We start from the raw sequence: 19,397 nt of genomic DNA, 5'->3' as shown, positions 1-19,397 counted from the left end.
GATCTCGGCGACGGCGACCCGCGCCTGCAGCTCGGCCAGCACCCAGATGCAGCCGACCGGCTGGATCAGCCCGATGAAATAGAGCCCGGGCGCATCGGCGAGCATCATCTTGTGGTAGAGCGGCACGGTGACGGCGTCGCTCCAGTTGGGGCACACGTCCCTGAGGAACGGCGCGCCGAGCTTGAAGCCGGTCGCCCAGACGATCGCGTCGAAATCGTCCTCGCTTCCGTCGGCGAACCGCACCGTGCGCCCGCTTGCCCCGGCAATTCCCATCCGTGGCCTGACCTTGCCGTGCCGGATCAGATCGAGAATGACGGTGTTGAGCGTCGGATGCCGGCTCAGCACCGGGAAATCCGGCTGCTGAAGCCCGTAGCGTGTGTAGGGGCCGACATCGGCCGCCAGCGCCGCCCGGATGATCAGGTCGCGCGCCCAGCGGAACAGCGGTTTGTGGAGCTTGGCGAACTGCACGTCGACCGGGCGTCCGCCCACCAGCTTGGGCAGGATGTATTGCGGGCTTCTTATGCTGAGGCTCACATGGTCGGCGACCCGCGAGATTTCCGCGGCGATGTCGCAGGCCGAATTGCCGCCGCCCACCACCAGCACCCGCTGCCCGGCGAAGCCCGCGGCCGTCTTGTAGCGGGCCGAATGCATCTGTGTTCCGGAAAAGTCGCCCGGCAGGTCCGGCATGGCCGGCGCCCGGTGATGGCCCGAGCAGACGAACAGCACATCGGCGGTATGGCTGTGCCGCCCGGTGGCGTCCTCGTAGGTGATCTCCCAGCCGCCGCCCGCGCGGCGGCCGACCGCCGTGACCGTCGAATTGAACCGGATGGGGCGCGTCAGCCCGAAATGCGCCTCGTAGGCGCGCATATAGGCGAGCACCTGCCGGTTGGACGGATAGTCCGGATAATCGTCCGGCATCGGGAAATCCCGGAACTGCGACAGGTGCTTGGAGCTGATCGTGTGCGCGGTCCGGTAGACGCTGGGCCGGTCGGCGTCCTCGGAATAGACCCAGATGCCGCCGCTCTCGCCCCGGCTTTCATGGCAGATGATGTCGCCGATCCCGGCCTCGGTGAGCGCCCTGAGCGTCGCAAGGCCGGTGGGCCCGGCGCCGACAACACATACGCGATAATGATCCACCTTCACCAAACCGCCCGCCCGCGCCTGAGAATGCCGATGTCATAGCAGCCCCGTCCATCGGGTCAACCGCGATCGGACCCGGCGGTCCCGCGCAAACCGTCTTCGCCGCGGCGGGAATCGTGCTATGGCACGCCCTTAAAGCCCTTATCGGCGCGCCAGGCGGCAGGAGACAGAGATGAAGCGACTTTGGCGGATGCACGGCCTGGCTCTTGCCCTGGGCGTGTCGGCCTGCACTCCCGCCGCGAGCCCGCCCGCGGGGCTGAGCGCCCACGCCCAATCCGTCTCCACCCTGCAGCGGGTGAATTCCCAGGCGCATCTCTGCTGGCTCAAGGACGGCGCCTTCAAGGCCTATGGCATCGTGCCCGAACTCGACACCACCAGCACGCCCCGGCTGTTGATCATTCCGCGCGGCAAGCCGCAGTCGCTGCCGCAGGCGGTGATCGTCGCCTCCGCCGGCCAGGCCCAGTTCTACGGCCCGCTGTCCTCCCAGCCGCTGGCCGGGCGCATCAACACCGACATCTCGCGCTGGGCCTCGGGCGGCACCGGCTGCTGAAGGTGCCGGCCTGGACCGGACCGGCGGCGGATCGCGCCGCGTGTCCACAGGATTGCCGGGGCATCGCGCCTTAAGGTGAAATTCAAGCTGCCATCCGGCCCGCCAGTGCGCTATAGGCTGCGGGACGCGTGTGACAAGAGGGCGACCCCCGCCATGACCATTCCCAATACGATCCCCATCACCGACGAGCTGATTGCCGCGCACGGGCTCAAGCCCGACGAGTACCAGCGCATTCTCGATCTGATCGGCCGCGAACCAACCTTCACGGAACTCGGCATCTTCTCGGCGATGTGGAACGAGCACTGCTCGTACAAATCCTCGAAGAAATGGTTGAAAACCCTGCCCACCACCGGCCCGCGCGTCATCCAGGGTCCGGGCGAGAACGCCGGCGTGGTCGACATCGGCGACGGCGACTGCGTCGTCTTCAAGATGGAGAGCCACAACCACCCCTCCTATATCGAGCCCTACCAGGGCGCCGCCACCGGCGTCGGCGGCATCCTGCGCGACGTCTTCACCATGGGCGCGCGGCCGATCGCGGCGATGAACGCGCTCCGCTTCGGCTCACCCGATCACCCGAAGACCCGCCACCTCGTGTCGGGCGTCGTCGCCGGCGTCGGCGGCTACGGCAATTCCTTCGGCGTGCCGACGGTAGGCGGCGAGGTCGAGTTCGACGCGCGCTACAACGGCAATTGCCTGGTCAACGCCTTCGCAGCCGGCATTGCCCGCACTGACGCGATCTTCCTGTCCGAAGCCAAGGGCGTCGGCCTCCCCGTGGTCTATCTCGGCGCCAAGACCGGCCGCGACGGCGTCGGCGGCGCCACCATGGCCTCCGCCGAATTCGACGAATCGATCGAGGAAAAGCGCCCCACCGTGCAGGTGGGCGATCCCTTCACCGAGAAATGCCTGCTCGAGGCCTGCCTCGAACTGATGCAGACCGGCGCCGTCATCGCCATCCAGGACATGGGCGCCGCCGGCCTCACCTGCTCGGCCGTCGAGATGGGCGCCAAGGGCGATCTCGGCATCGAGCTCGACCTCGACAAGGTGCCGGTGCGCGAGGAGCGCATGAGCGCCTACGAGATGATGCTGTCGGAAAGCCAGGAGCGCATGCTCATGGTGCTCGAGCCCTCGAAGGAAGAGGTCGCCAAGGCGATCTTCGTCAAATGGGGCCTGGATTTCGCCATCGTCGGCAAGACCACCGACGATCTCCGCTTCCGCATTCTGCACCAGGGCGAGGAAGTGGCCAACCTGCCGATCAAGGAGCTCGGCGACGAGGCCCCCGAATATGACCGCGAATGGCGCGAGATCGGCGGCCTGTCGCCGCTCGCCACCGCCGATGTCGAGGAGCCCGAGGATTACGGCCAGGCGCTTCTCGATCTTCTCGGCTCCCCCAACAACGCCTCGCGCCGCTGGGTCTGGGAGCAGTACGACACCCTGATCCAGGGCAATTCGCTGCAGATCCCGGGCGGCGACGCCGGCGTCGTCCGCGTCGACGGCCATGCCACCAAGGCGCTGGCCTTCTCCTCCGACGTCACGCCCCGCTATGTCGAGGCCAATCCCTTCGAGGGCGGCAAGCAGGCCGTCGCCGAATGCTGGCGCAACCTCACCGCCACCGGCGCCGAGCCGCTGGCCGCCACCGACAATCTCAATTTCGGCAATCCCGAGCGGCCCGAGATCATGGGCCAGTTGGTGATGGCGATCCAGGGCATCGGCGAGGCCTGCCGCGCTCTCGACTTCCCGATCGTCTCGGGCAATGTCTCGCTCTACAACGAGACCAATGGCGAGGCGATCCTGCCCACCCCCACCATCGGCGGCGTCGGCCTGATCCCCGACTGGGCGCACATGGCGCGCATCGGCGGGGCCAAGGAAGGTGACGCCGTGCTGCTGATCGGCGGCGACGGCAGCCATCTCGGCCAGTCGGCCTGGATGCGCGATTGCCTGGGCCGCGCCGAAGGCGCCCCGCCCCCGGTCGACCTGATGACCGAGCGCCGCAACGGCGATTTCGTCCGCTCGGCGATCCGCAACGACCTCGTCACCTCCTGCCACGACATTTCCTCGGGCGGCCTGGCGATCACGCTCGCCGAGATGGCGATGGCGTCCGGTCTCGGCATGCGGATCGAATTCTCGGCGTGCCACGGCCCGGCGCATGCACTGCTGTTCGGCGAGGATCAGGCGCGCTACGTCCTCACCGTTCCGGCCGATCTTGCGGCCTATGTCGCAGCCAGCGCCGAGGGCGCGGGCGTGCCGTTCCGCCGGCTCGGCACGATGGAGGGCGACAGCCTCACGATCGAGGGGGTGATGGCCGTGCCGCTAACCGCATTGCGCAGCGCCCATGAATCGTGGTTCCCTTCCTTCATGGATAGCCCGGCCGCGCTCGCGCCCGAATAGCCCAATCAGGAGCCTCCCCATGCCGATGAATGCGAATGATATCGAGAAAATGATCAAGGCCGGGATCCCTGACGCCACCGTCACCATCCGCGATCTCGCCGGCGACGGCGATCATTACGCGGCGGAAGTGGTGGCCGAAAGCTTCCGCGGCAAGAGCCGGGTGCAGCAGCACCAGATGGTCTACCGGGCGCTCGAGGGCAACATGGGCGGGGTGCTGCATGCCTTGGCGCTGCAGACCAGCGTCCCGGACTAGGCGCGCGCCATGACGGGGTTCCTCGAAGGCTTGATCGGGGAGGTCGTCGACGCCCTCGTCGATGGCATGTCCAAGGGCGCCGTCACCCGCAAGCGCCGCCGCACCCAGCGGCGCAAGACCACCCGCCGCAAGACCACCTCCCGCCGCAAGCGCCCCGCCGCCCAATCGACGCTCGAGAAGGTGCTGATAGAGGCGCTCACCGGCAAGAAGCCCGCCCGCACCCGCGCCAGAACCCGCCGCACGACGGCCAGGACGACGCGCCGCAAGACCACAGCCAGGCAGCCCGCCAAGACGACGCGCCCCAAGGCGCCCGCCAAGCCGCGCCGGACCTGACCAGCGGTCCCTGCCCGGCTCCCCCGGGCACGGGTCTGGCTCGAGGCACGAGCGCGCTCTTGCGTCAGGCAGGTTCCGGACGGGACTTTCGCAGGCTGGCTAGCGTCAGCCCGTAGATCGACAGCGCCACAACGACGAAGGCCACGATCTGGTGGAGGGCGATCTCCTCGCCCAACACGATGACCGCCAGGACCATGGTGAAGGCCGGCCACGGCGTGGTGATCGAGCTTGCAAGCGAGACGTCGATATGCCGGACCGCATAGAACCAGACGATGAGTTCGACGTAGTAGACGAGCCCCATCAGCAGGGCGAAAAGCTGGAACCCCTCTCCCGCCGCGCCGCTTGAAAAGCCCGCCGGCTCGGCCAGCGCCAGGGCAGCCGCGAGGAACACTGTCGATATCGCCACGCGGAAGAAGGTCACCTGCACCGGGCTGACCGGCAGGCGGCCCAGTTCCTCCTTGATGATGACATGGGCGATGCTCCACAACAGCGGCACGCCGAGCGTCAGCAGGAACCACACCGAGAACCCATCCAGCCGCAACGTGCCGCCGGTTCCCAGATAATAGAGCGCCGCCATCAGAGCCGCGGTGAAGCCGAGTTCGACGGCGCTCTTGCGGCGCTTGAGAAACAGCGTTTCCCACAGGATCGCAAACATCGGATAGGCCTGCATGGCGATGGCCGCGTTGCCCGCCCCGGCCTTTTCGACGCCGAGCACATAGAGAAAGGTCGAAAGCCCGAACATCGCCCCGGTCATCAGCGCCACGCCGATGCTGCGCCAGGCCTGCGCCCGGGAGAGGCCGGCGGAGAAGATGCCGCCGCGGCCCGACTTGAGCTCCAGCACGAACAGCGGCACCGCGAACACCGTCTGCCAGACCGACAGGTAAAACGCGAAACCGAGCGCGCTGAACCCCGCCGGGCGGCTGTTGGAGATGACCGGCATGACCGCGAGGATGCCGAGACACACACACGCAAGAAGCACTCCCGTCTTAATGCTGGGTCCGGGCAAGGGTCGTCTCCGCGCTTGCAAATTGCTCTGATTGCATCCAGAATTGCACCTCACATTTCGCGCTTCAAGGGAATTATTGCACTCATGGCAATATGGACGCCCGACCTTTCCGGCCGCAGCGGCCCGCGCTACCTGCAGATCGTCGCGGCCTTGTCCGAGGACATCGCCAGCGGCAGGCTTGGGCCGGGCGACAGGCTGCCGCCGCACCGCGACCTCGCCTACCGACTTGCTCTCTCGCCCAACACCACCAGCCGCGCCTATGCCGAAGCGGTCGAGCGGGCGCTCATCCGCGGCGAGGTCGGCCGCGGCACCTTTGTCCGCGGCCCCGCACCGGCGATCCAGGCGGTCGCGACCGCGAGCCTGCACAGGGCCCATAGCGGCCCGATCGACCTGTCGCGCAACCTGCCGCCGCCGGGCCTGGCCGGCGACAAGCTTGCTCAAACCTGCGCCGAACTCGGCCGCTCCTCAAGCCTCGCGGCGCTGGCCGACTACCAGACAGAAGCCGAGGTCGAGCGTCATGCGAAGGCCGCCGGGACCTGGCTCAGGCGCCATGGCGTCGCATCGGGCGACGACGAGACCCTCGTCACCGCCGGCGCCCAGCATGCGATCTTCTGCGCGCTGATGGCGCTCACCGGCCCCGGCGACCTGCTGCTCACCGAAGAACTGACCTATCAGCCGGTCAGGCCCATGGCCGCCCGCCTCGGGCTCAAGACCGCCGCCATCGCCTCCGACGGCGAGGGTCCCTGCCCCGACGATCTCGATAGGCTCTGCCGCCAGCGGCAGGTGAAGGCGCTCTATCTCACCCCGACGCTGCAGACGCCCACCGGGCTGACCATGCCTTTCGAACGACGCCAGGCGATCGCCGGGATCGTCGCGAGGTACGGCGTCCACCTGATCGAGGATGATGTGTTCGGGCTGTTTCATCCCGAGCGGCCGCCCCCGATCGCCACCCTCGCCCCGGACCTCACGGTCTTCATCACCAGCGTCTCCAAATATCTCGCGCCCGGCCTCAGGGTGGGATTTGTCCATGCGCCGTCCCGGCTTGCGAGCCTGATCCGCAGCGCGGTCAATCTCACCTGCTGGATGACGCCCCCGCTCACCGCGGAAATCGTCTCGCGCTGGATTGACGACGGAACGGCGGACGACCTTATCGCCCGGCACCGGGCGGCGGCCTCGCACCGCCATGGCCTGGCGCGCCGCATCCTCGGCGCGGAGACGGTGGGCGATCGCCCCGCCGGCCTGCATCTGTGGCTCGACCTGCCCGCGGGCTGGAGCGCCGACCTGTTCTCGGCCCGCGCGGCCGAGCGCAATGTGCTGGTCACCCCTGGCGCGGCCTTCGCCATGGCGCCCCGGGCCGGCGCCGCCTCGGTCCGGGTCTGCCTCGGCCACGAGGCCGATATCGAAAGGCTCGAAACCGGTTTGCGGGTGCTGCGTGCCCTGCTCGATGCCGGTCCCGCCGGGGCGCCGCTGATCCTTTAACCGCCCGCTTGCGCTCCGGCGGGAGCCGCGGCCGTCCTGCCAAATCTATCGCGGGGGCTTGCCGAACACCGCCACGACCGGGCCCGCGGGCTCGCCCGACTCGATTTCCATCCGGACGCCCCAGGCGAGGCTCGAGACCGCGCCGTCGAAGAACAGGGCATTGGGGCAATTGGCGACATCGCGGAACAGCCGCCCGAACGAGCCGAGACTCACCGGATCGCGGGTGATCGCCAGCACCACCGTGCCGTCGGCACGGACCCCGATCCCGTTGCGGATGTAGCGCGTGGTGCCGTCGGGCAGGAAGCGCGGGTGGATCGCGCCGTCGATCACCAGCATCGGTCCCGATTGGGTGGCGAAGGCCGGCGCGAGCCCTGCCCGCTGATAGGCCTCGGTCTCCATCACCCCGGCGCTGCCGTCCTCGCCGACAAAGAACACGCCATTGGGCTTGAGAAAGAAATTGCCGAAGCCGCCGCCGGTGGCGAGGGCGGACAACTCCGCGCCGGCCTCGACATAGAGCCCGACGGGCGTTATGTCGGAATGATACATGCCGGCGTTCATCGCCAGCACCGGCGTCCGACCCGCAGCCGCCAGCGCCGCCACGGCCCGCTCGACGCTGCCGTGCGGCCGGCCCTCGCCGTCGCGGTAGGCGAGCCTGATCTCGTAAGCCGCGGGATCGACCATGCACAGGATCGCCCGCGCCTCCTCGAAGTTCGTTTCCTCGCAGATCTCCGGCCTGTCCGCAGCCGCCATCGGCGTCCTCCCGTTGCGCTCCCCCGTGCCCGCCGCACGCCAGGCCGGCCCTGTCCATAGGGCGAGCCCCGCGACCGCAAGGAGCAGGAGGAGCGTGAAAATAGCTGTGCGACGCGTTACCATGACATCACTTATAGGGCGCGCCTTCTTGTCTTGTCATGCGCGCCGCGTTATCTGAAGGGCAAGACTTACCGTGGCCACACGTTCTGAAAGGATTCGACGATGTCAGGCATCAATGATTTCATCGACAACGAAGTGAAAAGCAACGACGTCGTGCTGTTCATGAAAGGCACGCCGCAATTCCCGCAATGCGGGTTCTCCGGCCAGGTCGTGCAGATTCTCGACTATCTCGGCGTGCCCTACAAGGGCGTCAACGTTCTCGCCGACGATGACCTGAGGAACGGCATCAAGGAATATTCCAACTGGCCGACCATCCCGCAGCTCTACGTCAAGGGCGAGTTCATCGGCGGCTGCGACATCATCCGCGAGATGTTCCAGTCCGAGGAACTGCAGCAGCACATGGCGCAGGCCGGGGTACCCGTCAAGGCGGCCTGATACAAACCTGAACACCTGGCGGCAAGAGGCGGATTTTCCGCCTCTTTTCGTTTTAGCCGCCCGAATTTTCATCCGCCGGAGGAGCCACCCATGACCTGGACCATCTACCTGTCGGGCGAAATCCACACGGACTGGCGCGCGCAGATCGAGACCGGCGCCAGGGCCGCGGGATTGCCGGTCGCCTTCACGGCGCCCGTGACCCATCACGGCGCTTCCGACGATGTCGGCGTCGCCATCCTGGGCCCCGAGCCCGACAAGGTCTGGCACGACCACAAGGGCGCCCGGATCAACGCCATCCGCACCCGCACGCTGCTCGACAAGGCCGACATCGTCGTCGTCCGCTTCGGCGACAAATACAAGCAGTGGAACGCCGCCTTCGACGCGGGCTATGCCAGCGCCCGGGGCAAGCCCTTGATCATCCTGCATTCCGAGGAGCACGCGCACGCGCTCAAGGAAATCGATGCGGCGGCGCTCGCGGTCGCCAGGACGCCCGAACAGGTGGTGGCGATCCTCGCCTACGTCATCGACGGCGTGCTTGACGGCTACACCGACAGGGAAGACGCAGCACCATGATCCCGCGCGCATTGCCGCCGAACGGATGATTAACCGAGCCCGGGTATGATTCCTTCGACCCCTGCCCCGGCAACGCGCGCACCCTAGGACCTCGATGTGACCACCGGACCGTTTCGACCGGACAGCAGCGGATCGGGCAAGGGTGGCCGCCCGGGATCATCCTCCCTGCTGAAGCTCGCGGCCGCCGCCGGACTTGCCATCGCCCTTTCGGTTTCGCTCACCCAGCTCGGCGACAGCAGGGAACGGGTCCGGTGCTCCGCCTATCCGCAGGCGCCCGGCGCCGTCACCCTGATCGCCCATGCCGGCGGCGGGCTGCCACAGGGCGACTACTCCAATTCGAAGGAAGCGCTGGCCCAGTCGCTTGCCCATGGTTTTGAGCTGTTCGAGCTCGATTTCAACTGGACCGCCGACGGCGAGCTGGTGATCGGTCACGACTGGGCCACGGAATACCGCTACTGGAACCGGCTCGAGTGGGGCGATTGGGTCGCATCCCTTCTCGCCGCGCCCTCGTCGCGGCGCTATCAGGAGGCCACGCCGCGTTTCGGCCTCACCCGCCTGTCGCTCGATGCGCTGCTCGAATGGCTCCGGCAGAATCCGGGGCGGATAGTCACCGATTTCAAGACCGGCAACATTGAAGGCCTGGCGCGCATCGCCGAGCGCGCGCCGGAGCTGCGGCATCGGTTCGTGCCGCAGATCTACGCGGTGCCAGAGTACCGGGCCGTGCGCGCCCTCGGATTTGACGACATCATCTTCACCACCTACCGCCTGCCGCCCACGGCCGAGCTGTTCGCCGAGATCGACCGGTTCGATCTCTTCGCCGTCACCGTCCCCGCAGACGACCTCGCCACGGCGGCCGGAGTCGTCTCGGCCAACCGGATTTTCACCCACACCATCAATCAGCCTGTCCCCTTGCCAGCCGACGGCTATTATACTGACTGCCTGATTCCGGCGAAATCGCCGGATCCGGTCTGAACCCGGCGCCCGGGTTCGTCCGTTCCTTCTTCCCGCCGGAGGCTCCATGTCTGCAAACCGCCCCGCCGCCATCACCGCCAGGCCCCGCGCCTCCGTCGATCCCCGGCGCAGCGGAGCCGACGCACGATGAGCGGCGCCAGCTACACGGGTTTCGGCGACAAGGCTTTGCCGTTCCTGAAGGCGCTTGGCTTTCACCAGAACCGCGAGTGGTTCCACGACAACAGGGACATGTTCGAGGAGCACCTGAACGAGCCGCGCGGCCGGCTGATCGACGACCTCGCCGTCCGCCTTGCTCAGATGAAGATCCCGCTCACCTGCGCCCGCAAGACCTCGACCTTCCGCATCAACCGCGATGTCCGCTTCACCAAGGAGAAGCACCCCTACAACACCCATGTCAGCGCGGTGATCACCCGCTCGGGCACCAAGAAGGACCAGGGCCTGCTTTATGTCCATGTCTCGCCCGAGGACAGCTTTCTCTCGGTCGGCTTCTATTCGATGGAGCCTGATGAGCTGCGCGCCTTCCGCCAGGCGATCATCGATCGCAAGGCGGAGTTCGATGCGGCCGTTCTGTCGCTCGTAAAGCTGGGTTTCGTGTTCGACCGGGACGACGCGCTCAAGCGCACCCCGCGCGGCTTCGAGGCGGTCACCGATCCCGATACGGTCGAGCTGCTCCGCCTCAGGCATTTGACCCTGTCGCGGCGCTTCGGCCCGGAGCGGCTCGCGGGCACGGCGCTGCTCGACGATCTCGTCGAGCTGGCGCAGGCCGCGCAGCCCTTCCTCAATTTCGGCTGGCGGGCGATCGACCCGGTCCGCGCCGCCCACGACGAGACCCGCCGCTTCGGCGCTGGCTCCTGATCCGCAGCACGCGCCGTCGCGACACTGCGCGTCCGTCCCGACCCGTCTCCCCGAGACCGCCGCCGGCGGGTCCTGTCCGGGTCAATTCGGCTTTCCCCCATCGGGCGGACAGGTTTGACCGCGCGGACACGGGCGCGCAGATGCCCGCCCAATGCCAATTCCGTGACTTGCCGGATCAGCCCGGCGGGTCTATGAACACTGGCGGCGGCGACCTTCATGGCCCGCTTTTTTAATCCCCAGGCCTCTTTGGTCCAAGCATGACGCGCCCCTGAAGGGGCATGTGGGGCTCAGCTTTGCAATGAACAGATATTTGATTTCAATCTGTTCCCGATAGGATGGATGTATTGATGCACGGAAAAACGGCGTCCGCCGCCAGCCAGCCCGCGACAATCGGAGGCATTGGCCGCCCGCAGTTCATCGCCATCGTCGCCTCGCTGATGGCGCTCAACGCGCTCGCCATCGACATCATGCTGCCGGCCTTTCCGAACATCGCCGAAGGCCTCGGCGTCACCGACGCCAACCAGGTGCAGTTCGTGCTGTTGTCCTACATCATCGGCTTTGGCGGCGCGCAACTGTTCTTCGGGCCGATCGCCGATCGCTACGGACGGCGCAAGCCGCTGTTCGTGGGCATCGCGCTCTACGCCATCTGCTCCTTCGCTGGAGCCCTGGCGCCGAGTTTCGAGTTCCTTCTGCTGGCGCGGCTGCTGCAGGGCATCGGCGCCGCGGCGACGCGGGTGATCGCGCTCTCGGTCGTCCGCGACACCCATTCCGGCCGCGGCATGGCGGCGACGATGTCGCTGGTCATGATGGTGTTCATGGTGGTCCCCGTGTTCGCGCCGATGATGGGCCAGGTGATCATCCTGGGCGGCGACTGGCATCTCATCTTCGTGTTCATGGCGCTGGTCTCGCTGGCCATCGGCCTCTGGGCCGCGCTGCGCCTGCCCGAGACGCTGAAGGAGGAAAACCGCAGGCCGCTGACGCTCGCAAGCGTGGGCCAGGCCTTCGCCATCGTGCTGACCAACCGCGTGGCGCTGTTCTACACGCTGGCGACCACCTTCTATTTCGGCGCGCTGTTCGGCTTTCTCAACGTGGCGCAGCCGATCTATGTCGGCATCTACGGCCTGGGCAGCTATTTCCCGCTGGCCTTCGCCGCGGTCGCCGTGGTCATGGCCGGATCGTCCTTCCTCAATTCGAAGCTCGTCGGCCGGTTCGGCCAGCGCCGGCTGTCGCACGGCGCGCTGATCCTCTATTTCCTTCTCGGCCTGCTGATGGCCGGGCTGGCGGCCATGGGCCCTCTCCCGTTCTGGCTGTTCTTCGGGATCTCGCTTCTGATGATGCCGCTGTTCGGCTTCGTCGGCTCGAATTTCAATTCGATCGCCATGGAGCCGCTGGGCGCCATCGCCGGCACCGCCTCCTCGACCCTGGGCTTCGCCCAGACCGTGGGCGGCGGCGTGGTCGGCGCGCTGATCGGCCAGACCTATGACGGCACCATTTTCCCGCTCGCAGCGGGCTACGCCATCGTCTCGGCGATCGCGGTCGTCATGGTGCTGATCGCCGAAAAAGGCCGGCTGTTCGGGGTCGGAACGGCGGATTGAGCGCGCCCGCCTAGGCCCGCCACAGCGCTTCGCGCACGATCGCCCAACTGTCGGCATCGGTGGTCGCCAGCAGCCCGCCGCCCAGATGCTGGGGCGTGTAGCGGCTGCCGTCGAAGCGGCGGACATGGCCGCCCGCCTCCTCCGCGATCAGGGCTCCGGCGAGGTGATCCCAGGGCATCAGCTTGTTGTAGAGCGCGAAGTGGATATGCCCGCCCGCCAGCAGCCGGTACTCCTGCGCGGCGCAGCGGTAGGCGACGCCGCCCAGGCAGAGCCCCTGGTTGCGCGCCACCAGGCTGCGGTCCGGCTCCGGCATGAGCTGCCAGGACGCCGAGCCGATCATCGCGCCGATGGCGCCCGCGGGTTCCGCCACCCTGAGCGGGCTCTCTGACCCGTCGGACCGCTTGAGCACCGCGCCCGCGCCCTTCTCGGCCATGATCCAGTCCTGGCCGACGGGATCGTGGATGATCCCGGCGACCGTCTCCCCGGCCTCGACGACAGCGAGCATCACCCCGAACGCGGCGACGCCGGAGGCGAAATTGAAAGTGCCGTCGATCGGATCGACCACGAAGGCGCGCCGGTCGGTCTTCGACCAGTCCTCGAGCAGCGCCGGAGTGTCCGACACCGCCTCCTCGCCGATGACGATCGCATCGGGGAACCGCGCCCGCAACGCCTCAGTGATGACCCGCTCGGCCGCCACATCGGCCTCGGTCACCAGGTCGGCGGCCGAGGTCTTGTGCCTGACCGTACCGTGGCCCAGATTGCGGAACCGCGGCATGATCTCCGCGCGTCCCACATCCGCGAGCAGCGCCGCCAGCCACTCCATGTCCGTCGAGGTGAGAGGTGTCATCCGTCTGCCTTTTCGCTGGTGACCGACAGGCTGGCGAAATCGAACAGCGAGCGGTCGAGGAGATGGGAGGCGCGCGTGTTGCCGAGCGCGCGGATCATCGAATCCTTACGTCCCGGCATCCGCCGCTCGATCTCGGCGATCATCGCCTTCATGGCGTTGCGCTGCAGCCCGTCCTGCGAGCCGCAGAGGTCGCACGGGATGATCGGGAATTCCATCGCCTCGGAAAACCGCGCCAGGTCCTCCTCGGCGCAATAGGCGAGCGGCCGGATCACCATCATGTCGCCGTCGTCGTTCAGGAGCTTCGGCGGCATCGCCGCCAGCCGTCCGCCGTGGAAGAAATTGAGAAAAAAGGTCTCGAGAATGTCGTCGCGGTGATGGCCGAGCACCAGCGCCTCGCAGCCCTCCTCGCGCGCGATCCGGTAGAGATTGCCGCGCCGCAGCCGCGAGCACAGCGCGCAATAGGTCGCCCCCTCCGGCACCTTCTCCGTCACCACCGAATAGGTGTCGCGGTATTCGATCCGGTGCGGGATGCCGTGCCTGGTCAGGTAGTCGGGCAGCACGTGCTTGGGGAAATTCGGCTGCCCCTGGTCGAGATTGCAGGCAATGAGATCGACCGGCAGCATGCCGCGCCATTTGAGGTCCATCAGCAGCGCCAGCAATCCGTAGGAATCCTTGCCGCCCGACAGCGCCACCAGCCAGCGCGGGCGCCTGCCCTCCGCCTCGGGACCGACCATGGCGAAATCCTCGATCGCCTGGCGCACATTGCGGATCAGCCGCTTGCGCAGCTTGTTGAACGAGACGCTCGACGGCGCATGCGCATAGAGCGACGGTCCGGCCTCGGCCGGCGCCTCGGGAATGTCCACAGTGTCGATCACATCGCTCATGCCGCCCGGGATGATGGCTTTGGCCCGTCCCGTCAAGCCCCGAACACCGACCAGCCCATCTGCCGGGTCAATTGTTCGAGCGCCGCGGTGCCGAGCTTGGAATTGCCGACCAGGTCGAGCCCCGGCGACCACACCGCGATCGAAGCTATTCCCGGCGCGATCGCGAGGATCCCGCCGCCCACGCCGCTCTTGCCCGGCAGGCCGACGCGGTAGGCGAATTCGCCCGAGCCGTCGTAGTGCCCGCACATCAGCATGATGGCATTGATGCGCCGCGCCCGCTGCGCCGGCACCACCTGCGCGCCGGTGAGCGGGTTCTGTCCCTGGCTCGCCAGGTACAGCCCGGCGCGGGCGAGCTGATGGCAGGTCATGGCGATGGCGCATTGGTGGAAATAGACGCCGAGCACATGATCGACCGGATGCTCGATCGAGCCGAAGGCGCGCATGAAATGGGCAAGCGACGCGTTGCGGTCGCCATGCTCGGTCTCCGAGCGCGCCACGCGCTCGTCGATCCGGATCGTGTCGTCATCGGCGAGATAGCGGATGAAGCGGACGATCTCGCCGATCGCCTCGCGCGGCTGGTGGCCGGACAGGATCAGGTCGGCCACGGCGATGGCGCCGGCATTGATGAAGGGATTGCGCGGCCGCCCCTTCTCCTGCTCAAGCTGGACGATGGAATTGAACGCGTTGCCCGACGGCTCGCGCCCGACCCGCGCCCAGAGCGAATCGCCGAGCTTGCCGAGCGCGAGCGACAGCGTGAACACCTTCGACACGCTCTGGATCGAGAACGGGGTGGCCGCATCGCCCGCGGTCAGCACCTCGCCGTCGGGCAGCGCCACGGCGATGCCGAACTGGTTGGGGTCGACCTTGGCGAGTTCGGGAATGTAATGGGCCACGACGCCGCGGTCGCTGGCCCCGGCCGCCTCGCCCGCGATCTCGTCAAGCACATCCTGCAACTTGGTCATTGGCCGTCCCCCAAGCATGATATCTAGAACCCGCGGATACAAAAAGGCCGCCCCGGAGGGCGGCCTTGATCTGGCGCGGCCGGACGGATCCGGTTAGCGCGAATAGAATTCGACGACCAGGTTCGGTTCCATCACCACGGCGTAGGGAACGTCGCCCAGGACCGGGGTGCGCACGAAGGTGGCCGACATCTTGTGGTGATCCACTTCGATGTATTCCGGCACGTCGCGCTCGGCGAGCTGCGCCGATTCGAGCACGATGGCGAGCTGCTTGGACTTTTCCTTGACCGCAACCACGTCGCCCGGCTTGCAGCGATACGAGCCGATATTGACCCGCTTGCCGTTGACGGTGATGTGACCGTGGTTGACGAACTGGCGCGCGGCGAAGATCGTCGGCACGAACTTGGCGCGGTAGACGACGGCGTCGAGGCGCTGCTCCAGAAGGCCGATCAGGTTCTCGGGCGTATCGCCCTTCATCCGGTTGGCTTCGTCATAGGTCTTGCGGAACTGCTTTTCCGAGATATCGCCGTAATAGCCCTTGAGCTTCTGCTTGGCGCGGAGCTGCACGCCGAAGTCGGACAGCTTGCCCTTGCGGCGCTGGCCGTGCTGGCCTGGGCCGTATTCGCGGCGGTTGACCGGGGACTTCGGACGGCCCCAGATGTTCTCGCCCATACGGCGATCGAGTTTGTACTTGGACGATTCGCGCTTGCTCATCGCATTTCCTTTCAAAAGGTTACCCCGGCCTGCTACCAGACCGGATGAAGGAAACGCGCCCTCCTCTGGCCCCCGTTTTCGGGACCTGACAGGACGGTCGACGCACGCTTTGTGCAAACCGTCCACGGGACACGTAGGAAAACGCGGGGGCATGAACCCTCGCGCTGGCCGGGTCTCTAGGCCGGAAACGCGCCGAAGTCAACTCTTTGCGCCACTCCCGCCGCGATTTCGGCGCATCGGCGGCGCAGGACCCGGGCGATATTCCCGTAAGCGGCAAGGAGCGCTATAGCAGGGTCTGTCTCAACCAACTTCCTTTGCGAGTCCCCATGACCGACACCGTCCTCGACCGCCTGCTCCGCTATGTCGTCATCGACACCCAGTCGAATGCGGCCTCCCAGGCCCAGCCGTCGACCGAGAAGCAGAAGGACCTCGGACACCTCCTGGTCGCCGAACTCAAGGCGCTCGGCGTCCACGACGCCCACATGGACGAGCACGGCAACGTCTATGCGACCATCCCCGCCACCAGCTCGAAGGACGTTCCCGTCATCTGCTTCTGCTCGCACATGGACACCGCCCCCGATTTCACCGGCACCAATGTCAAGCCGCAGCTTCTGCGCGGCTACCAGGGCGGCGACATCCAGTTGACGGGGGACCCGAGCCGCGTGATCAAGGTGAGCGAGCATCCCGACCTCACCAATCAGATCGGCCATGACATCGTCACCACCGACGGCACCACGCTGCTCGGCGCCGACGACAAGGCCGGCATCGCCGAGATCATGACCGCCGCCGCCACGCTGCTCTCCAATCCCGGCATCCCCCATGGCGCGGTCCGGATCCTGTTCACCACCGACGAGGAGATCGGCCGCGGCGCCGACAAGGTCGACCTCGCCAAGCTCGGCGCGGCCTTCGGCTACACGCTCGACGGCGGCGTCATCGGCGAGGTCGAGGACGAGACTTTCTCCGCCGACGGCGTCGAGATCGAGATCACCGGCGTGGCGCAGCACCCGGGCACGTCCAAGGGCGTGATGGAGAACGCCATCAAGATCGCCGCCGACATCGTCGCCCGGCTGCCGCGCGACATCGCCCCCGAAAGCACCGACGGCCGCCAGGGCTTCATCCATCCCACCGGCATTTCCGGCTCGATGGACAAGGCGCGGCTCACCTTCATCATCCGCGATTTCGTCAATAACGGGCTCACCGAGAAGGAGGCGCTGCTCAAGAACATCGCCGAGGAGGTGATGAAGGCCTATCCGGGCTCGACCATGGGCTTCAAGGTGACCGAGCAGTACCGCAACATGAAGGAGGTTCTCGACCGCCACCCGGAGGTGATGGACAACCTCATGGAAGCCGTCCGCCGCGTCGGCCTCGAGCCGGTCACCCACTCCATCCGCGGCGGCACCGACGGCTCGCGCCTGTCCTTCATGGGCCTGCCCTGCCCCAACATATACACCGGCGGCCATTCCTACCACTCGCCGCTGGAATGGATCAGCCGCCAGGACATGGAAAAGTCGGTCGAGACCATCGTTGAACTGGTCAAGGTCTGGGAAGAGCGGGCCTAGGCGCCCGTCTCCGCGCCGGTCACCGCGTCCGGCCCGGCCAGGTCCGCAGGTCCGCCACGGCCTTCAGCGTCGCCGCCACGACAAGCGCGCAGAGCACGGCCTTCGAGATCGTCTCCATGGTGCCCTCGATCAGGAGCGCATGGACCACGCTGCCCGCGACGATCACGATCGCGAGCGCCGTGTGCGCCCGCCGCCAGGAGAGCGGCCGCAGCCGCCGGCGCAGCGCCGCAAGCACCGCCGTGGCGAAGACCGCCCACATCGCGACCACGCCCCAGACCGAGAATGGCGTGGGCGAGGCAAACAGCAGCGCGTCGACCACATCCGGCGGGCTGGTGATCCAGAGGCCCGCGACATGGAAGACCACCATCAGCACAAGGATCCCGCCGATCCAGCGGTGCGCCCGCCGCCCGCGCGGTCCCGCCAGCCCGGGCAGGTGGCCCGTGGCGAGCAGCGGCTGGACGAGCAGCAGCGCCATCGCGATCACGCCCGCCAGACCCGCGACGATATAGGCGGGGCCGCGCCAGGCGAGCAGCGGGCTGGTCGCGGCGAAGCCCAGCGGCACGGCGATCGAAAGCGCGATCGCGCCCCAGACAAGGAAGTTGCGGAGCCGCGGGAAGGTCTGGATGGCCACCGGTCAGGCCGGCTGCAGCACGAAATCCGCGTGGAGGCTGGTGTCGCTGGCGCTGTCCATCACCGGACGCAGGAACACCGTCTTGAAGTCGCCGCTGTCATAGGCGAGATGGCCGTGCGGCTGGCCAAAGGCAGGAACGATCTGCGGCATCTCGAGGCGGAACGCGCCATTGGCGTCGGTCAGCGTGGCGCCATGGCTCCACGGGTCACGCTCGTTGCCCTCGGTGGTGTGGGCCCAGATCTGAATGCGCTGGCCCGCAAGCGGGGCGCCGTCGCCGGCGCGGCGCACGGTGCCGGTCATCCAGAACCCGCCGCCGCCGATGCGCTCGACGATGGGCGCGCCGGGAAGGTAATTGTTCGATCCGCCGCGCATCGAGGGTGTGGCGGGCACGGCCTGGGCGCGCGCGGGCACAATGATGCCCGACACGCCCGCTGCCGCGAGCGCGCCAGTGGCGGCAAGCAGGGTGCGGCGGGTGAGAATGGCGTCAGTCATGGGAACGTCCTGTGCGCTGAGGGGTTGCCGGCCGAAACGGCCGGATCACGTTTCCCCCTCAAGTATAGCGCGTTTCGGGACGATCCCAAGGCGACGCCGGCGCGGTCCCGATAAAATCCTCTTCACGGCTTCGTGAAGAGCAGGCCGCGCCGGCCCCGTCCGTTTCTTCCAGACCCGTCGCGGACCGGTCAGAGCCGGCCGGTCAGCACCAGGATGAGCAGGATGATGACCACGACGCCGATCACGCCGACACCGCCATGTCCGAAGCCGTAGCCGTAGCCGCCGAACCGGCCGCTGAAGCCGCCGAGCAGCAGGATGATGAGAATGATGAGAAGAATGGTACCGAGCGTCATGCGAAAATCTCCTGTGGCGTGGCGCCGGCTATTGACCAAGACGTAAGACCGGCCCGCATCAACGCGAACCGGATGCAATGGTTCCCGACTGCGGGGCGGATTCATGCCTGAAAGGGATTATTTCAAGATTCGGAGGCTCTTGCCGCAAGCGACAGGCACATGCCCCCTACTCCGCCGCCTCGGCACGCCCGTCGTCCTCCGCCGCATCCGCGGCCCCGGGCGCGGTTTCGGCCTGGAGTTCCGGGATGCCGACGATGCGTTTGCCGGAATGGTCGGCATGGACGATGATCAGGCCCTGCTCTTCGAAATAGCCCAGCAGCCGGCGCGCGCGCCGGGCCGAATGGGTGCCGTAGGCGCGGGCGATGCGGGCGTCCGACGGGCACGGCTCGCCCTTGATCGCGGCATGGGCCAGCATCAGGAACACGCCCTGCAGATCGTCGGTCACCGTGGCCGAGAGCGCAAGCGCGGTGGCCCAGGCCTCGGTCGCGGCAGTCTCGGCGTCGACGCCCGAG

21 protein-coding genes and 1 pseudogene are annotated in these 19,397 nt (G+C 67.3%); 11 read left to right on the top strand and 11 right to left on the bottom strand.

All coding sequences use genetic code 11. The features are described 5' to 3' along the window. On the bottom strand, positions 1-1,137 hold a 1,137-nt coding region (locus LL06_RS09625; RefSeq protein ID WP_161784958.1), incomplete at its 3' end, for an NAD(P)-binding domain-containing protein. Positions 1,138-1,312: 175 nt separating this feature from the next. On the opposite strand from LL06_RS09625, the gene LL06_RS09620 reads away from it, so the two are divergent. The 4 genes from LL06_RS09620 to LL06_RS09605 all read left to right on the top strand — a co-directional run bounded on the left by LL06_RS09620 (position 1,313) and on the right by LL06_RS09605 (position 4,661). After that, the gene (locus LL06_RS09620; RefSeq protein WP_035525528.1) at positions 1,313-1,690 is read left to right on the top strand and encodes a hypothetical protein; all 378 of its coding nucleotides are present in this window, start codon (positions 1,313-1,315) and stop codon (positions 1,688-1,690) included. A gap of 153 nt (positions 1,691-1,843) precedes the next feature. After that, the gene (gene purL / locus LL06_RS09615; RefSeq protein WP_035525527.1) at positions 1,844-4,075 is read left to right on the top strand and encodes a phosphoribosylformylglycinamidine synthase subunit PurL; all 2,232 of its coding nucleotides are present in this window, start codon (positions 1,844-1,846) and stop codon (positions 4,073-4,075) included. Positions 4,076-4,094: 19 nt separating this feature from the next. Beyond that, entirely contained in the window at positions 4,095-4,328 is a 234-nt protein-coding gene (locus LL06_RS09610) for a BolA family transcriptional regulator (protein ID WP_035525525.1), read from the top strand. Positions 4,329-4,337: 9 nt separating this feature from the next. Continuing rightward, positions 4,338-4,661: a hypothetical protein gene (locus tag LL06_RS09605; RefSeq protein WP_035525523.1), complete on the top strand. Its 324-nt coding sequence runs from the start codon at positions 4,338-4,340 to the stop codon at positions 4,659-4,661. 64 nt (positions 4,662-4,725) lie between these two features. Here LL06_RS09605 and LL06_RS09600 read toward each other — a convergent pair whose 3' ends face one another. Beyond that, positions 4,726-5,667 (bottom strand): DMT family transporter, encoded by a 942-nt coding sequence (locus LL06_RS09600; protein ID WP_035525521.1) that lies wholly within the window; start codon positions 5,665-5,667, stop codon positions 4,726-4,728. An 84-nt stretch (positions 5,668-5,751) separates the two neighbouring features. On the opposite strand from LL06_RS09600, the gene LL06_RS09595 reads away from it, so the two are divergent. Then, positions 5,752-7,146, top strand: a complete 1,395-nt coding sequence (locus tag LL06_RS09595; protein ID WP_035525518.1) for a PLP-dependent aminotransferase family protein — start codon at positions 5,752-5,754, stop codon at positions 7,144-7,146. Between the two features lie 45 nt (positions 7,147-7,191). On the opposite strand, the gene LL06_RS09590 is transcribed toward LL06_RS09595, so the two are convergent. Then, positions 7,192-7,896 (bottom strand): phosphodiester glycosidase family protein, encoded by a 705-nt coding sequence (locus tag LL06_RS09590; RefSeq protein WP_052161362.1) that lies wholly within the window; start codon positions 7,894-7,896, stop codon positions 7,192-7,194. A gap of 222 nt (positions 7,897-8,118) precedes the next feature. On the opposite strand from LL06_RS09590, the gene grxD reads away from it, so the two are divergent. The 5 genes from grxD to LL06_RS09565 all read left to right on the top strand — a co-directional run bounded on the left by grxD (position 8,119) and on the right by LL06_RS09565 (position 12,446). Next, entirely contained in the window at positions 8,119-8,451 is a 333-nt protein-coding gene (gene grxD / locus LL06_RS09585; protein WP_035525514.1) for a Grx4 family monothiol glutaredoxin, read from the top strand. A 90-nt stretch (positions 8,452-8,541) separates the two neighbouring features. Continuing rightward, entirely contained in the window at positions 8,542-9,024 is a 483-nt protein-coding gene (locus LL06_RS09580) for a YtoQ family protein (RefSeq protein WP_035525513.1), read from the top strand. 96 nt (positions 9,025-9,120) lie between these two features. Continuing rightward, on the top strand, positions 9,121-9,996 hold the full coding sequence (locus LL06_RS09575) for a hypothetical protein (protein ID WP_035525511.1): 876 nt from the start codon (positions 9,121-9,123) through the stop codon (positions 9,994-9,996). A gap of 126 nt (positions 9,997-10,122) precedes the next feature. Continuing rightward, the gene (locus LL06_RS09570; RefSeq protein WP_035525509.1) at positions 10,123-10,851 is read left to right on the top strand and encodes a TIGR02453 family protein; all 729 of its coding nucleotides are present in this window, start codon (positions 10,123-10,125) and stop codon (positions 10,849-10,851) included. 347 nt (positions 10,852-11,198) lie between these two features. Continuing rightward, positions 11,199-12,446, top strand: a complete 1,248-nt coding sequence (locus LL06_RS09565; RefSeq protein WP_244447089.1) for a multidrug effflux MFS transporter — start codon at positions 11,199-11,201, stop codon at positions 12,444-12,446. A 10-nt stretch (positions 12,447-12,456) separates the two neighbouring features. Here LL06_RS09565 and LL06_RS09560 read toward each other — a convergent pair whose 3' ends face one another. The 4 genes from LL06_RS09560 to rpsD all read right to left on the bottom strand — a co-directional run bounded on the left by LL06_RS09560 (position 12,457) and on the right by rpsD (position 15,850). Continuing rightward, positions 12,457-13,293, bottom strand: a complete 837-nt coding sequence (locus LL06_RS09560; RefSeq protein ID WP_035525507.1) for an inositol monophosphatase family protein — start codon at positions 13,291-13,293, stop codon at positions 12,457-12,459. Next, complete coding sequence (gene ttcA, locus LL06_RS09555; RefSeq protein ID WP_035525531.1) at positions 13,290-14,177, bottom strand: tRNA 2-thiocytidine(32) synthetase TtcA; 888 nt, start codon at positions 14,175-14,177, stop codon at positions 13,290-13,292. Before ttcA ends, LL06_RS09560 begins: the two co-directional genes overlap by 4 nt. A 32-nt stretch (positions 14,178-14,209) precedes the next feature. Beyond that, positions 14,210-15,139: a glutaminase gene (locus LL06_RS09550; RefSeq protein WP_035525505.1), complete on the bottom strand. Its 930-nt coding sequence runs from the start codon at positions 15,137-15,139 to the stop codon at positions 14,210-14,212. Positions 15,140-15,232: 93 nt separating this feature from the next. Continuing rightward, positions 15,233-15,850 (bottom strand): 30S ribosomal protein S4, encoded by a 618-nt coding sequence (rpsD, locus tag LL06_RS09545; RefSeq protein WP_035525503.1) that lies wholly within the window; start codon positions 15,848-15,850, stop codon positions 15,233-15,235. A gap of 326 nt (positions 15,851-16,176) precedes the next feature. Between rpsD and pepT the strand changes: the two genes are divergently transcribed. Next, positions 16,177-17,409 (top strand): peptidase T, encoded by a 1,233-nt coding sequence (gene pepT, locus LL06_RS09540; protein WP_035525501.1) that lies wholly within the window; start codon positions 16,177-16,179, stop codon positions 17,407-17,409. Positions 17,410-17,428: 19 nt separating this feature from the next. Here the strand turns inward: pepT and LL06_RS09535 are convergent, their stop codons facing one another. From LL06_RS09535 to LL06_RS09525, 4 genes and pseudogenes are all read right to left on the bottom strand, one after another. After that, positions 17,429-18,040, bottom strand: a complete 612-nt coding sequence (locus LL06_RS09535) for a ferric reductase-like transmembrane domain-containing protein (RefSeq protein WP_244447088.1) — start codon at positions 18,038-18,040, stop codon at positions 17,429-17,431. Between the two features lie 3 nt (positions 18,041-18,043). Then, entirely contained in the window at positions 18,044-18,532 is a 489-nt protein-coding gene (locus LL06_RS09530; protein ID WP_035525498.1) for a hypothetical protein, read from the bottom strand. Between the two features lie 188 nt (positions 18,533-18,720). Then, positions 18,721-18,885: a DUF3309 family protein gene (locus LL06_RS26850; RefSeq protein WP_081963840.1), complete on the bottom strand. Its 165-nt coding sequence runs from the start codon at positions 18,883-18,885 to the stop codon at positions 18,721-18,723. 166 nt (positions 18,886-19,051) lie between these two features. Further along, positions 19,052-19,397: pseudogene (locus tag LL06_RS09525) on the bottom strand (ATP-binding protein); the annotation flags it as partial.

The organism is Hoeflea sp. BAL378 (assembly GCF_000759435.1).
GTDB lineage: Bacteria > Pseudomonadota > Alphaproteobacteria > Rhizobiales > Rhizobiaceae > Hoeflea.
Note: the sequence above shows the minus strand (reverse complement) of the source record. Positions and strands in the feature narration are given on the sequence as shown.